The organism is Neorhizobium sp. USDA 3394 (assembly GCF_056280385.1).
Genome location: NZ_JBWCDU010000001.1, coordinates 1,602,984 through 1,616,466, shown reverse-complemented (window position 1 = coordinate 1,616,466; position 13,483 = coordinate 1,602,984). Strand labels below are relative to the sequence as shown.

Below are 13,483 nucleotides of genomic sequence, written 5' to 3'. Positions count from 1 at the left end.
GGTTTTATTTCCATGCGTGACATGTTTCCCGATCCCTCCGAAGCGCTGAGCCATCCCGACCCGACGCGGCGGGCGCAAATCCAGATGCACAAGCCGCTGCCGAAGCGCTTCTACAAGGAAGTATCGGTTGCCGAGGGCGAAGACGGCCATGCCATCCACCTCGATGGCCGGCCGGTCAGAACGCCTGCAAAGAACGGCCTCGTCGCCCCGACGGCACGGCTTGCCGAACTGATCCGCGACGAATGGGCCAATCAGGTGGACGTGATCGATCCAGGCACGATGCCGGTGACGCGGCTCGTCAACACCGCGATCGACGGCATCGCTACCGACCCGCAGGCGGTGTTCGAGGACATTCTCAGGTTCTCTTCGAGCGACCTGCTCTGCTACCGTGCCGAAGCGCCGGAAAACCTGGTGGCGCGCCAGAACGACCTTTGGGACCCGATCGTCGAGTGGGCCGCGAACGAACTCGGCGCCCGCTTCATCCTGGTCGAGGGCGTGATGCCGCAGGAGCAGCCGAAGGAGGCGACCGCCGCCTTTGCGGTGACGCTGAGGAGATACGACACGCCGATCGAACTCGCCGTGCTGCATACGGTGACGACGCTGACCGGTTCGGCGATCCTGGCGCTTGCCTTCGCGGAAGGTCGGCTCACCCCGGACGAGGCTTGGACGCTCGCCCATCTCGACGAGGACTGGACGAACGAACATTGGGGCGCGGACTCGGAAGCCGAGAACCGGCGCGCCAAGCGGCTAGAGGAAATGCGGGCGGCGGCGGAAACTTTTCTTGCCTTGAAGCCCTCGGCTTAATCGTTCTCTAACCGTGTTCGTTGGAACATCAGAAGGTGCCGTCTTGCGGGTTCCTTCATGTTCCGTCGTCTGTTTCGTTTCTGTCTCATCGCTTTGACGGCCCTGCCGCTGATGTCGTTCCGTCTGGAACAGGCAAACACGGCGCAGGAAAAGCTTTTCTATGACGTGCGCGGCGCCTTCGTGACCGCGCGGCCGGATGTGCCGAAGGGATTGGTAATCGCCACCGACATGCTGGTCGATGAGGCGATCCGCGCAACCGTCCGGTCGATCGCCCTGCCGCGGACGATCATCTCGGTGCGCATCGATGAGATGTCGCATCTGCCGATGCTGATCGGCGGCCGGCACGAGGCGAAGGTGACGGTGCAGGCCATCTCGGTGAATACCGGCGAACCGATCGCCAGGGGGACGTTCAAGACGTCGATCTTCCTTCTGGACGGGGATACCGCGGACCGGGACCTCGCCGAAAAGATCGCCGACCGCATCTCCAGTGAATTCCGCCTCGACGGCCAGCGCCGCCCGACCATGGCGACCGCGCTGTTTCCGTGAGGGTCAGCCCAACCGTTCCGCGTGCCAGCGCAGATGGTCGTCCATGAAGGTCGAGATGAAGTAGTAGGAATGGTCGTAGCGCTCGTGCATCCGCAGCGTCACGTCAATATCCGTTCCCCTGGCCGCCTCTTCGAACAACCAGGGGCGCAGGCCGTTTTCCAGAAAACCGTCGGCCTTGCCCTGGTCGATCAGGAATTCCGGGAAACGGGCGCCGTCTTCGACCAGTGCGCAGGCATCGTACTGCCGCCAGGCGGCGCGATCCGGCCCCAGATATTTCTCGAGGGCGGGGGATGACCAGTCGGCGGTCGAGGGCTCTACGATCGGCGCGAAGGCGGAGCAGCTCCTGAACCGTTCCGGGTTCTTCAGCGCGATCGTCATGGCGCCGTGGCCGCCCATCGAGTGGCCGAAAATGCCCTGGCGGTCCATGTCCATGCGAAAATGCTGGCTGACGAAATTCGGCAGTTCCTCGGTGATGTAAGTGTACATCCGGTAGTGCTCGGCCCACGGCTTTTCCGTGGCATCGAGATAGAAGCCGGCGCCCTTGCCCATCTGCCAGTTGGTGAGCTCGTCGGGCACGTCATTGCCGCGCGGGCTGGTGTCCGGGCAGACGATGATGAGGCCAAGTTCGGCCGCCATCCGCCGGTACTCGCCCTTTTCCATGACGTTCGCATGGGTGCAGGTGAGGCCCGAGAGATACCAGACAACCGGGCAGGGCTCCTTGATCGCCTGCGGGGGCACGAAGACGGCAAACGTCATCTCGCATTTGCAGGCTTCGGACGGGTGCATGAACACGCCCTGCATGCCGCCGAAGGCGGTGTTCTGGGAAAGGACCTTCATCGGTGCTCCTTGAATGGATATCAGTTGCCCATAGACACGACGGCGTTGACAGCCGCGGCGACAAGGACAGTGTTGAAAAAGAAGGACACGACCGCATGCAGGAGGTTGATGCGGCGCATTCCGGTCGAGGTGATCTGGACGTCCGACGTCTGGGCGGTCATGCCGATGACGAACGAGAAATAGAGAAAATCGTAGGCGCCGGGCTCGTCTGTTTCGGGAAAATCGAGACCGCCGCGCTTGGCGCTGTTCTCCTCCGCCTGTTCCCCCGGCCGCCAGAAGCGATGGGCATAATGCATGGCGAACATGGTGTGGATCGTCAGCCAGCCGAGCACGACCGATGCGAAGGCGAGGGAGACGGCGGCAAGGCTTGCAGGTTGCGAGCGGTTCAGCGCCTCGAACAGCGAAACGACGGCGGCGGCGACCGCAAGCAGGGTCACGCCCAAGATGACCGGGGCGGGCTCGTCGTCGTTCTGCCCTTTGTTTCTCAGCGTGGCGCCATCGAGCTTTGGAATGCGTACGGCCATCATGACGAGATAGATCAGGAAGAAGACAATCACCGCGATACCGGGGGCGAGTTCCGGCACGGAGAGGATCAGGAACGGCAGGCACGCCAGCGAGGCGATCGTGCCGGCGAAGAACGGTCCATGCCGGTGATGGTTCAATCTGTGCCAGGGGCTTGGCATCCGGGTTTTCCGATCGCTCACGAGGCTGATTTGGCGCGGCGGCAGAGCCTGTCCAGCGTTTCCAGGAATTTCGATCGGTCGCGTGGCGAAAAGGCGGCGTTATAGCCCTTGCTTTCGCCGGTCTCGCGCAGGTGCGCCCCGAGGTCGCGCATGGCGCTCGCCATGCCGATATTGGTCTCGTCGAAGACGCGGCCCGTGGGGCCGGTCACCAGCGCGCCGGCAGCAACACAACGCACGGCCAGCGGCACGTCGGCGGTGACCACGATGTCGGCGGGTCCGGCGCGTTCGGCGATCCAGTTGTCGGCGGCATCGAAACCGGCCGAGACGATAACGTTATGGACCATCGGATCGCGGGACGGGCGAAGCCCCGAATTGGCGACGAACGTCACTTCAAGGCCGTGGCGTTCCGCGACTTTCAGGATCTCCGGCTTGACCGGACAGGCATCGGCATCGACGTAGATCATGGGGGATACTCAGGCCCAATCCGGCGACCTCCCGCACAACGGGAGGCAGCGTAGCCCGCCCAGCGGGCTACGCGCACGATATGCTTCAGGCGACGCTGGTGGTCTGGTCGTCGACTGCTGCGCCGGGTACGTTTTTCTTGATCGATTCTATGGCCGAAACGGCGGAAGCCTTGGCCGAATAACCTTCGGAAGAGAACATGGACTGGCCGTTCGAAGCCTTGAAGCGAAAACGGTATTCCCCAGCTTTGTCCTGGTAGATTTCAAACTTGTACATCTTCTGCGTCCCTCACATTAACGGAGTTAAATCCTAGGTCTATTCGCAGTATCGGAGCGTGTTCCGCACGTTTTGGAACCGCGCTCAATAAATCACTACGCTGCGAATCGATTCGCCGCCATGCATCAGCTCGAAACCCTTGTTGATGTCCTCGAGCGGCATCGTGTGGGTGATCATCGGGTCGATCTCGATCTTGCCCTCCATGTACCAGTCCACGATCTTCGGCACGTCGGTGCGACCGCGGGCGCCGCCGAAGGCGGTGCCCATCCAGGTGCGGCCGGTGACGAGCTGGAACGGACGGGTGGAGATTTCCTGGCCGGCGCCGGCAACCCCGATGACGACCGACTTGCCCCAGCCGCGATGCGATGCTTCGAGCGCCTGGCGCATGACCTTGGTATTGCCGGTGCAGTCGAACGTGTAGTCGGCGCCGCCGATCTGGTCGGCGCCGCGCTTCGTCAGGTTGACGAGGTAAGGCACGATATCGCCGTCGACTTCCTTCGGGTTGACGAAATGGGTCATGCCGAAGCGTTCGCCCCAGGCCTTCTTGTCGTTGTTCAGGTCCACACCGATGATCATGTCGGCGCCGGCAAGCCGCAGGCCCTGGATGACGTTCAAGCCGATGCCGCCGAGGCCGAAGACGATGGCGGTAGCGCCGATCTCCACCTTGGCGGTGTTGATGACAGCGCCGATGCCGGTCGTCACGCCGCAGCCGATATAGCAGACCTTGTCGAAGGGGGCGTCCGGGTTGATCTTGGCGACCGCGATCTCCGGCAGGACGGTGTAGTTGGCGAAGGTCGAGCAGCCCATGTAATGGTGGATCTTGTCCTTGCCGATCGAGAAGCGCGAGGTGCCGTCCGGCATCAGGCCCTGGCCCTGGGTGGAGCGGATCGCGGTGCAGAGATTGGTCTTGCGCGACAGGCAGGACGGGCATTCGCGGCATTCCGGCGTATAGAGCGGAATGACGTGATCGCCCTTCTTGACCGAGGTAACGCCGGGGCCGACGTCTACGACGATGCCAGCACCCTCATGACCGAGGATCGCCGGGAAGAGGCCTTCCGGATCGGCGCCGGACAGGGTGAAATCATCGGTATGGCAGATGCCGGTCGCCTTCACCTCGATCAGCACTTCGCCGGCGCGGGGGCCTTCGAGCTGCACGGTCATGACTTCGAGCGGTTTGCCAGCCTGAACGGCGACGGCGGCGCGGACATCCATGATGTTCTCCCTTGAGGCTTTTTAGATTCGGCGCGACCTTGGCACAGGCGAGGGGGCCGGCTCAAGCCGGAACGAGCCGTTCGCGGTCGCATTTCGGTGAGCGGATCAGGGTCCGACCAGGGGCACGTGCGGCGAGGTCGTGCGTGGCGTCACGCCGGTCAGGCGCGGATCGTCGAGCACTTCGACCATCAGGGCGTAGGGCGTGAATCCCGACCGCTGGTAGAACTGCATGGCGGCCGGGTGGTCGAAGTGACAGGTATGCACCCAGAAACGGCGGATCGGATGCGCCCAGGCCTTCTCGATCGCCCAGTTCATCATGAAACGGCCGGCGCCCTTGCCGATGGCACCGCCGACGAGACCGAAATAGACGAGCTCGCATTCGCCCTCTTCCCGGAAATCGAGTTCCAGGAGGCCGATCCGGCGGCCGCCGTCGAGAAGGACGTAAATCTCGACCCGCGGATCATTCAGGACAGAGGCAAGTTCGTCGTCACTCATGACCAGCCGCGAGACCCACATCCAGTTCTCGCCGACTACGCGGAACAGCGCTCGATATTCGTCGATTGCAGGAGACTGCCAGCGTTCCAGGGTAAGCGTGTCCGGCGCCGTCGCGGTTTTCCTGCGCGGCTTCTCGAACATTTCGAGGCAGGTCACGACGGTGGCAATCTTGCCCGGAGGTACGGCGGAATAGCCGGACGGTAATGTGGGGTTTTCGCTTTTCATGTAACCTTTGGAGCCGCTTGGCCGGTTGATGTCAATGGGCGGAGACGTCGTTGGCAGATGATATCGAAAGGCGCGTGGTCAGCCGAAAAGGCGGTCGCAGGCGTATACGATACCGTAGGAATGGACGGCGACCGCGGCATAGAGACCGAGGCCCGCCATCAGCCGCTCGCCCGGATGCATGGGATCGAGACTTTCGCGCGGCTTGGCGGACGCAATGCCCATCAGGCTCATCAGCGTGAAGACGGCCAGTGCCGCGATCAGGGCTATCGACGAGAGCCCGATCCGGTAACCGACCCAGAGCATCAGAAGCGTGATTCCGAAACTGCCGGCCACGAGCAGGCTGCGCGTGGGGAAGATCTGCCTCAGCACCCGGCCGCCGTCGAACTGGGTCATAGGCAGGAGATTGAGGAGGTTGAAGGCCCCGAGGATCAGCAAGAAGACCAGAGCCGGCTCACGCAGGGACGAGGACAATAGGTGGGCCGTCGAAAGGTCGTGGACGGAAATCACCACCGGTACGAGGAAGGCGGACATGCCGGCCCCCATGAGCGCGCAGGTGGCGACTTCGAAGCGACTGTTGTAGGGCCGCCCGCCGATGGCGATGCCTCCGAGAAACGGCACGAAGATCATCCTGACCCGTTCATGCCCGAAGGCCCGATAGGCCGCCATGTGCCCCAGTTCATGCAGCACGATGACCAGCGTCAGGATTATGGAGATCGTCAGGCCCGCCGCAGTGAGCCCAAAGAAGGGCCAGAGCAGCAGCGTCGAGAGCAGCGCCAGGACTATCTGGATGACCGGATGTTCGATCAGGCCGCCCGTCTTCGGTCGGCCGTTTTTCAGCCAGGCGGTCAGCGACGAAAGCTCGCGGCGGATCATGAAATAGCGAAACAGGTAGACGGCGAGGCCACGATAGTCGTCTGTCTGGGCAAGGGTGATCGCGGAACCGCCGGGCACCGCCGACACGGCACGGTATTCCTCGAAATTGCGCCAGAAGGAAATATCGAGCGCGGTGTCGTCGACGACGCGTGCCCGGCTCTCGTAGCTGCGCTGCGTCCTGTCGACAGTTTCCTCCACCTTGAAGACCCGCCGGATCGGCGCGCCGTGGCGGTCGGGATGGCTGTAGGCGATCTCGATCCCGCCGCGGTTGTTTTCCGTCCCGGAGGAAAGGATCGAAGGGTTCCAGCTTGCCTCCTCGCCGCCGGGGTGAAAGGCGTGCCATAGACGTTCCGGAGCGATTTCGAGCGTCCGGCGCAGCGCGATGGTGCGGCGGCCGACAGGTGCAGCCATCAGCAGCCAGAGCAGGCCGAGATTGATCGTCAGCAGCAGGACGGCGGAAACAGTGGACGTCATATCGACCTCTAAGGCCTGTCGGCTCGCCATCGGCCGATCATCAGGGACACCATTAGGCCGATTGATTTTCCAGGCGGTTTAGCCAACCGCTAAAATGCGAACGAGCAGCCGCGCTACGCGTCGTTCCTCAGGCCGCCGCCTCTCGCGCCAGGCGATGACCGGCATCAGTCACCAGCCAGGGACCAGACCGCAGCACTTCCTTCGGCCTCTCATATACCGCCACCGCCGCGATGATCTCCCGCCAGGCGGGATGATGGGCTTCAGCATCGGCAAGTCGATCGATCTCGCGAAGGACCAGCGCTTCGACGGGCGACAGCATCAGCCGGCCACGTTCCGTCGCGCCCCGCAGCACCCGCCAGATATAGGTGAGGTCAAAGGCGGTAATGCCGGCAGAGGCGGGGCGGATGGCACGATAGGCGCCCCGCGCCCCGGGATCGAGGGCGAGGCGGATCTGGTCGAGCGCGAAGGCCGAGAGACTTTCCGGCACCTCCGACGCGAGTTCCATGACGTGCAGCAGCAGTTCGAGCTCCAGGGCCGAATTAACGGCGCCGTCGGCGGCGATCGTCCGCATCAGCCAGCCGGCATTCGCGTCGTCGATGCGTCCCAACGGCTCCGTGCCGTGCACGAGATATGCGCTCAGGCTCTCGACGAAATAGGTCGACCAATCAGAGCTTTGCTCGGGACAGGAATTATTCAGCGCAAACAAGACCAGCGCGTCTTCGGAGGAGCGAATGCCATCCGGGAACGCGTATTTGCGCAGCATCAAAATATCGTCGGCCACAATCCGACCCTTCCCGGCGATGACACATGCCGGAAAAGAAAAGCGGAACCCGCTCATCTTCTTTTCTCCGTTTCATCATGAAACTGAATGTGGGTGATAATTGAGATAAGTTGAGGGGCAGACAACAAGCGCGGTTAATCGACTGGAAACAACGCCGTCAGAGGCTCTCCACCTGCTTCGATTTGGAACGTTCCCGCCAGATGATGAACAGGCCGGAGGCGACGATGATGGCGATTCCCAGCCATTTGGAGGCTGTCGGGAAATCGCCGAACAGGGCGTAACCGAGCACAGTCGCAGAAATGATCTCGAAATACTGGAAAGGGGCAAGCAGCGACAGCGGCGCCAGCCGGAAGGCACGCACCACGAGAAGATGCATATAGCCGGAGATCGAGCCGAGCAGCATCAGCAGGACGAGGCCGAGCCAGGAGGCGGGGAGCGACGGCAGAAAATCCTCGGCGCCTGCACTATCCCCGATCACAAGGGCCGCGGCCATGAACAGCGTTCCTCCGACGCCCGCCATGGTCTGCATGACGAGCGGCGAATCGGCCTCGCCGATCGCGCGGTTGAGGAAGAGGTAGAGCGTGAAGAGAAAGGCGCAGGCGACCGGCAGCAGCGCCGTCCAGCCGAAGATCGCATAGCTCGGCTGGATGACGATCATGGCGCCGCCGAAACCGACGACGATCGCCAGCCACCGCCGCCAGCCCACCTTTTCGCGTAGAAAGATCGCCGACATCATGGTGAGCATGAAGGGTTCGACGAAATAGATGGCGAAGACATCGGCGAGCGGCATGTATTTGACCGCCGCGAAGAACATCAGGCTGGCCGCCGCATGCAGTCCGCCGCGCAGCAGGTTCATCCAGGGGCGTTTCGGCCGGAAGATGGCAGCACCGGTGAAGACGGCAAGCGGCAGGATGCAGACGAGCTGGAAAAAGAACCGGTAGAAGGTCACCTGGCCGGGCGACATCGCCTCGAAGGTCGCCATATATTTGGCGATGGCATCCATCACCGGCAGGATGACCATGCAGGTGGCCATGATGGCCATGCCCTTCAGCGGATTTTCAGGTGTGGAAGGGGGCATGCCGGGCACTTTCGAGGAACCGGGTTCTTCAACCACAGCGTTGTGCGATGTTCAAGCCGCGATCAGGCGGCGGCAGGGTCGGAGGCCGTGGCGCCGAAGATTTCCTCGAAGGCTTCGCGCAGACGCATGTCCACATCCGCCATCATCACCGGAAGGCCGAGATCGACGAGGCTGGTGACGCCATAGGCGCTGATGCCGCAGGGCACGATGCCGGTGAAATGCGAGAGGTCCGGATCGACATTGAGGGACAGTCCGTGGAAGCTCACCCAGCGCCGCAGGCGGATGCCGAGGGCGGCCACCTTGTCCTCCGCCATCGAGCCATCCGGCAGAAGAGGCTTTTCCGGCCGGCGCACCCAGACGCCGACGCGGTCCTCGCGCCGTTCGCCGCGCACGTTCATCATGTCGAGGGTGCGGATCACCAGTTCCTCGAGCGCTGCCACATAGGCGCGCACGTCCTGGCGCCGGCGTTTAAGGTCCAGCATCACGTAAGCCACCCGCTGGCCGGGTCCGTGATAGGTGTATTCGCCGCCGCGGCCTGTGGAAAACACCGGGAATCGGTCCGGCTCGATCAGGTCGGCGGCGTCGGCGCTGGTGCCGGCGGTATAAAGCGGCGGGTGTTCGAGCAGCCACACGAGCTCGTCGGCACGGCCATCGGCGATCGCCGCCACCTCACGCTCCATCTCGGCCACCGCTTCTTCATAAGGAACAAGGCCATCGGAGATTCGCCAGCGCACCGGCGGAGAGCCTGTTTGCGGCAGCATGGACAGATTGAGATCGGTGCGTGTGAGCATGGAAAATCTTCTGGCAAAAACAAAAGGGTGCGGCAAGAGGCCGATTTCGGCCCGGTTTATATAGGCATTCACACGTGGAATTTTTATCCTTCAAAAATCTGTCACGGCGCACTTGTGCACCCCAAATGCTTTTGCTACATGCAGCCCCGCCGGCGCAAGTCGGCATCTACCACGATGCGGTCGTGGCGGAATTGGTAGACGCGCAGCGTTGAGGTCGCTGTGTCGCAAGACGTGGAAGTTCGAGTCTTCTCGACCGCACCAAAACAGAAACCCGCTTCGGCGGGTTTTTTGTTGCCCGGATGAAAGGCATCCGAGAAGTTGGCGCCATCTGCCGCTCCGAAGTCAAAACATCGAGTCGTATGGCGCATTCCGGATGCGATCCTGAAATTCCTCGCCTATCTATTGGTTCGCTCCACGCTCGTATGTGCAAGGTAAGGACAAGACCATGGTCGAACTGAAAATCAAGACACGGCCAATCGGCGCGACCGCCGTCCTCGGACGCCTCGGTCACCCGCAGGTGACAAGCGAGACGGACGGACATGTGGAGGTGGTGACGGGCGCGTCCGAGCCGGGATTCAATCCGCTCGACCTGATGTTTTCATCGCTTGCCGCCTGCCTCGTGCTCAGCGGCCGGATCGCCGCGAGCAAGCTCGGCATTCTCGACAGGTTGTCCGAGGTGAGGGTGCATGTCACGGGCGAAAAGGCCCATGAAGGGCCCTCCAGAATCACCCGATTCATCGTGGATTTCCGCGTCGAAGGGGATTTCGACGACGAGCAGAGGCTGCAGATCGCCCATATGGCTGAGGAAATCTGCACCGTCAGCAATACGCTGAAAAGTTCGCCGGATATTTCTCTGACGATCGGTTAGTGGCCATCAGGCCCCTCAGTCGTCGTCAGGAATGTGGCTGTCGACGCCTTCGAGGCGCAGGTTGTTGACCAGTTCGCGGACGCCGGCGACGCGCTGGATCCGGCGGGCTATCTTGCGCGAGGTCGGCGCATCGTCGACGGCGCCTTCGAGCGTGACTGTGCCGTCCTCGACATGCACGTCGATCGACGCCATGTCGATCATATCGAGCTCCTCGATCGCGTCGGTCACCCGCTCTTCGAGATCGTCGGCCTCCTCGATCCCCTTCGTGCCGGGGCGAATGGTGTCGACCAGCCGCTCTTCCGATCCGTCGCTTTCAACGTTATCCACCTGATAGCCACGATTGCGGTCCGTATCGAAATTGGCCTTGGGATCGCCATAGGCGGCGTTGTCGACGGGGCGGGCGCCGGTTGCATCGTCATAGGGCCAGCCTTCGTCGATATTTCGGTCATCGTAATCGCGGAAATCTTCTTCGCGCGAAATATCGTCAGCTTTTTTCTTGCCCGGCACGAGCGCCTCCTGTCATTTCCAAATGGACCCGGCGCACCCCCAAGAAAAAGGGCCGGTGCGCCGGGTATTTCGCCTCAATGGGTCGTGGATGGACCATTCTTGCCCGTCAGGGTCAGATGGCTTTCGACATCATGTACGCCATCCACGGTTTCCGCGCTCAATACGGCCTTCCTGGCCGAGAACACGGTATCGACGGAACCCTCGAGGATAACCTTGGTTCCCTCGGCATGGGGTTCGATCATCGATGAATCGACGTCCGGCAGTGCGGCCAGACGCTCTGATACTTTTTGCTCAAGTTCGGCTGCGGTCTTGTCTGCTGTCGCATTCATGGTCGTAGCTCCTTGCTGGGCTTGCGACCTCACAACGGGCGAACGCTGATTTGGTTCGGTCCCGATTTTTTATTTTCCCTTGCCCCATTTGCGCAGCAGCCGATCCCGCTTCAGGCGGGACAGCCGCTTCAGCCAGAAGATGCCGTCGAGCTGGTCGACCTCGTGCTGCATGCAGATGGAATAGAAGCCCTCGGCTTCCTCTTCGTGGACGGCACCGTCGAGATCCTGATAGCGGAACCTGATGCTTTTCGGACGCTCGACCTCGTCGTTTGCGCCGGGCATGGAAACGCTGCCTTCCATATGCCGCATCAGCTCGTCCGAGGCGACCAGGATTTCCGGATTGGCGTAGAAGCGCGGACCGGTTTCCTTCCACAGTTCCAGTACCACGAGCCGGGTGAAGACGCCGATATGCGCAGCGGTGATGCCGGCGCCGGGCGCTGCCCGCATCGTATCGAGAAGATCATGGGCCAGCGCAGTCAGGCTCGCGTCGAAGACCGTGACCGGTTCGCAGGGTCTGGACAGGCCAGGATCCGGATATTTCAGGATGGTTCGGATGGCCACTTTTCGAACTCCTCTCGCCGCTTCTTAAGGTTCCGGTAGGCCGGGTTTAGTATCGTTCTGCAGCGCACTCTGGACCCGGAACGGCAATTGTTCTAGCAGGAAAACCGGTGGCATGAGCAATAGCGGCGGACGCGGCTATCCAGTTGTTGACAATATGTTTTTTGCCGCCATTCTCCTTTTGTCGAAGACCAGCAGCGAGGGCGGCAGATGAGCGATATCGGCGAAGATCACCGCCTGCGCACAAAAACCGACGATGCCGGTCACGACATCTATTCCGAGGACGGCTCGATCCGCGCCGACTTCCTGGCGATGGTCGGCGCAGCTATCGCCGATCGCGACACGCTTTTCTTGCGCAGCCATGTGGCGCGCCTGCACGAATCGGAACTCGGCGACCTGCTCGAAGCCATCATGCCCGACCAGCGCCACGCGCTTGTGCGGCTGCTCGACGACGATTTCGACCTGACTGCGCTGACAGAAGTCGACGAAAATATCCGCATGGAGATCGTCGACCAGATGTCGAACGCGCAGATCGCGGCGGCGATCGGCGAACTCGATTCGGACGACGCGGTCTACATTCTCGAAGACCTTGACCACGAGGACCGGGAAGAGATCCTGGCGCAGCTGCCGTTCACCGAGCGGGTGAGGCTGCGACGCGCGCTCGACTATCCGGAACAGTCGGCCGGCCGCCGCATGCAGACGGAATTCGTCGCCGTGCCGCCGTTCTGGACCGTCGGCCAGACGATCGACTACATGCGCGACGAGGAGGATCTGCCGGAGAGCTTCACCCAGATCTTCGTGATCGATCCGACCTTCAAGCTGCTCGGCGTGCTCGACCTCGACCGTATCCTGCGCGCCAAGCGGCAGGTGAAGATCGAGACGATCATGCGGGAGACGAACTACCCGATTCCTGCCGACATGGACCAGGAAGAAGCCGCCCAGCTGTTCGAGCAATACGACCTGCTCTCGGCCGCCGTCGTCGACGACAACGGCCGCCTTGTCGGGGTGCTCACCATCGACGACGTGGTCGACGTCATCCAGGAAGAGGCGGAAGAGGACATCATGCGCCTCTCCGGTGTCGGCGACGAGGAACTGTCCGACTCGGTCCGGGAAACCTCGCGGTCGCGGGTGCCGTGGCTGTTGGTCAATCTGTTCACCGCCTTCATTTCCGCCTCGGTGATCTCGCTGTTCGAGGCGACGATCGAACAGGTGGTGGCGCTGGCCATCCTGATGCCGATCGTTGCCGGCATGGGCGGCAATGCCGGCTCGCAGACGATGACGGTAACGGTACGGGCGCTCGCGACCCGCAATCTCGACATCCACAATGCCTGGCGCGTCGCGCGACGCGAGGCGGGCGTCGGCCTGATCAACGGCGTGGTGATCGGCTGTCTCGTCGGCATGGTGGCCGGCTTGTGGTTCCACGACGTCCATATCGGCGGGCTGATCGCCACCGCCATGCTGATCAACATGTTTGCGGCCGCCATGGCCGGCATCATGATCCCGCTGCTTCTCGACCGGGCCGGGGCCGACCCGGCGGTCTCGTCGGCAGTGTTCGTGACCGCGATTACCGACACGACCGGCTTCTTCTCGTTCCTCGGTCTGGCGACCTGGTGGTTCATGCTCCCCTGAGCCCAGAAAATTGACTGTTACGTAAAAGTCAATTAGTTTGGCTCACGAGTAGCAG

17 protein-coding genes and 1 tRNA gene are annotated in these 13,483 nt (G+C 62.2%); 5 read left to right on the top strand and 13 right to left on the bottom strand.

Features of this window, described 5'->3' with window-relative positions; all coding sequences use genetic code 11:
- The first annotated feature begins 12 nt into the window (after nucleotides 1-12).
- Nucleotides 13-804, top strand: a complete 792-nt coding sequence (locus tag ACZ9EJ_RS07630; protein WP_046640252.1) for an ATP12 family chaperone protein — start codon at nucleotides 13-15, stop codon at nucleotides 802-804.
- 57 nt (nucleotides 805-861) lie between these two features.
- Nucleotides 862-1,350: a hypothetical protein gene (locus ACZ9EJ_RS07625; RefSeq protein WP_046626326.1), complete on the top strand. Its 489-nt coding sequence runs from the start codon at nucleotides 862-864 to the stop codon at nucleotides 1,348-1,350.
- 3 nt (nucleotides 1,351-1,353) lie between these two features.
- Here the strand turns inward: ACZ9EJ_RS07625 and fghA are convergent, their stop codons facing one another.
- From fghA to lipB, 10 genes are all read right to left on the bottom strand, one after another.
- Nucleotides 1,354-2,187: an S-formylglutathione hydrolase gene (gene fghA, locus ACZ9EJ_RS07620; RefSeq protein ID WP_046640251.1), complete on the bottom strand. Its 834-nt coding sequence runs from the start codon at nucleotides 2,185-2,187 to the stop codon at nucleotides 1,354-1,356.
- 20 nt (nucleotides 2,188-2,207) lie between these two features.
- The gene (locus tag ACZ9EJ_RS07615) at nucleotides 2,208-2,870 is read right to left on the bottom strand and encodes a DUF1345 domain-containing protein (protein WP_052764580.1); all 663 of its coding nucleotides are present in this window, start codon (nucleotides 2,868-2,870) and stop codon (nucleotides 2,208-2,210) included.
- Nucleotides 2,871-2,887: 17 nt separating this feature from the next.
- Nucleotides 2,888-3,334 carry a YaiI/YqxD family protein gene (locus tag ACZ9EJ_RS07610; protein ID WP_046640250.1) on the bottom strand — a complete coding sequence of 149 codons (447 nt, stop codon included), beginning with the start codon at nucleotides 3,332-3,334 and terminating at the stop codon, nucleotides 2,888-2,890.
- An 85-nt stretch (nucleotides 3,335-3,419) separates the two neighbouring features.
- Nucleotides 3,420-3,608, bottom strand: coding sequence for a YegP family protein (locus tag ACZ9EJ_RS07605; RefSeq protein WP_046640249.1), 189 nt, complete (start codon nucleotides 3,606-3,608; stop codon nucleotides 3,420-3,422).
- 84 nt (nucleotides 3,609-3,692) lie between these two features.
- On the bottom strand, nucleotides 3,693-4,820 hold the full coding sequence (locus tag ACZ9EJ_RS07600) for an S-(hydroxymethyl)glutathione dehydrogenase/class III alcohol dehydrogenase (RefSeq protein WP_046626304.1): 1,128 nt from the start codon (nucleotides 4,818-4,820) through the stop codon (nucleotides 3,693-3,695).
- Between the two features lie 105 nt (nucleotides 4,821-4,925).
- Nucleotides 4,926-5,540, bottom strand: a complete 615-nt coding sequence (locus ACZ9EJ_RS07595) for a GNAT family N-acetyltransferase (protein WP_046640248.1) — start codon at nucleotides 5,538-5,540, stop codon at nucleotides 4,926-4,928.
- 78 nt (nucleotides 5,541-5,618) lie between these two features.
- The gene (locus tag ACZ9EJ_RS07590) at nucleotides 5,619-6,887 is read right to left on the bottom strand and encodes a zinc metalloprotease (protein ID WP_046640364.1); all 1,269 of its coding nucleotides are present in this window, start codon (nucleotides 6,885-6,887) and stop codon (nucleotides 5,619-5,621) included.
- A 127-nt stretch (nucleotides 6,888-7,014) separates the two neighbouring features.
- Complete coding sequence (locus ACZ9EJ_RS07585; RefSeq protein ID WP_046626299.1) at nucleotides 7,015-7,725, bottom strand: hypothetical protein; 711 nt, start codon at nucleotides 7,723-7,725, stop codon at nucleotides 7,015-7,017.
- 100 nt (nucleotides 7,726-7,825) lie between these two features.
- A complete protein-coding gene (locus tag ACZ9EJ_RS07580; protein ID WP_046626298.1) occupies nucleotides 7,826-8,746 on the bottom strand; it encodes a DMT family transporter in 921 nt (306 codons plus the stop codon).
- 62 nt (nucleotides 8,747-8,808) lie between these two features.
- Nucleotides 8,809-9,537: a lipoyl(octanoyl) transferase LipB gene (gene lipB / locus ACZ9EJ_RS07575; RefSeq protein ID WP_046640363.1), complete on the bottom strand. Its 729-nt coding sequence runs from the start codon at nucleotides 9,535-9,537 to the stop codon at nucleotides 8,809-8,811.
- A 176-nt stretch (nucleotides 9,538-9,713) separates the two neighbouring features.
- On the opposite strand from lipB, the gene ACZ9EJ_RS07570 reads away from it, so the two are divergent.
- Nucleotides 9,714-9,798: transfer RNA gene (locus tag ACZ9EJ_RS07570), tRNA-Leu, on the top strand.
- 184 nt (nucleotides 9,799-9,982) lie between these two features.
- Nucleotides 9,983-10,405: an OsmC family protein gene (locus tag ACZ9EJ_RS07565; protein ID WP_046640247.1), complete on the top strand. Its 423-nt coding sequence runs from the start codon at nucleotides 9,983-9,985 to the stop codon at nucleotides 10,403-10,405.
- A 15-nt stretch (nucleotides 10,406-10,420) separates the two neighbouring features.
- Here the strand turns inward: ACZ9EJ_RS07565 and ACZ9EJ_RS07560 are convergent, their stop codons facing one another.
- From ACZ9EJ_RS07560 to ACZ9EJ_RS07550, 3 genes are all read right to left on the bottom strand, one after another.
- Nucleotides 10,421-10,912 carry a BON domain-containing protein gene (locus ACZ9EJ_RS07560; RefSeq protein ID WP_046626294.1) on the bottom strand — a complete coding sequence of 164 codons (492 nt, stop codon included), beginning with the start codon at nucleotides 10,910-10,912 and terminating at the stop codon, nucleotides 10,421-10,423.
- A 74-nt stretch (nucleotides 10,913-10,986) separates the two neighbouring features.
- Entirely contained in the window at nucleotides 10,987-11,241 is a 255-nt protein-coding gene (locus tag ACZ9EJ_RS07555) for a BON domain-containing protein (protein ID WP_052753956.1), read from the bottom strand.
- A gap of 69 nt (nucleotides 11,242-11,310) precedes the next feature.
- Entirely contained in the window at nucleotides 11,311-11,802 is a 492-nt protein-coding gene (locus ACZ9EJ_RS07550; protein ID WP_046640246.1) for a peptide deformylase, read from the bottom strand.
- Between the two features lie 207 nt (nucleotides 11,803-12,009).
- On the opposite strand from ACZ9EJ_RS07550, the gene mgtE reads away from it, so the two are divergent.
- On the top strand, nucleotides 12,010-13,428 hold the full coding sequence (gene mgtE / locus ACZ9EJ_RS07545) for a magnesium transporter (RefSeq protein WP_046640245.1): 1,419 nt from the start codon (nucleotides 12,010-12,012) through the stop codon (nucleotides 13,426-13,428).
- Nucleotides 13,429-13,483: the final 55 nt, after the last annotated feature.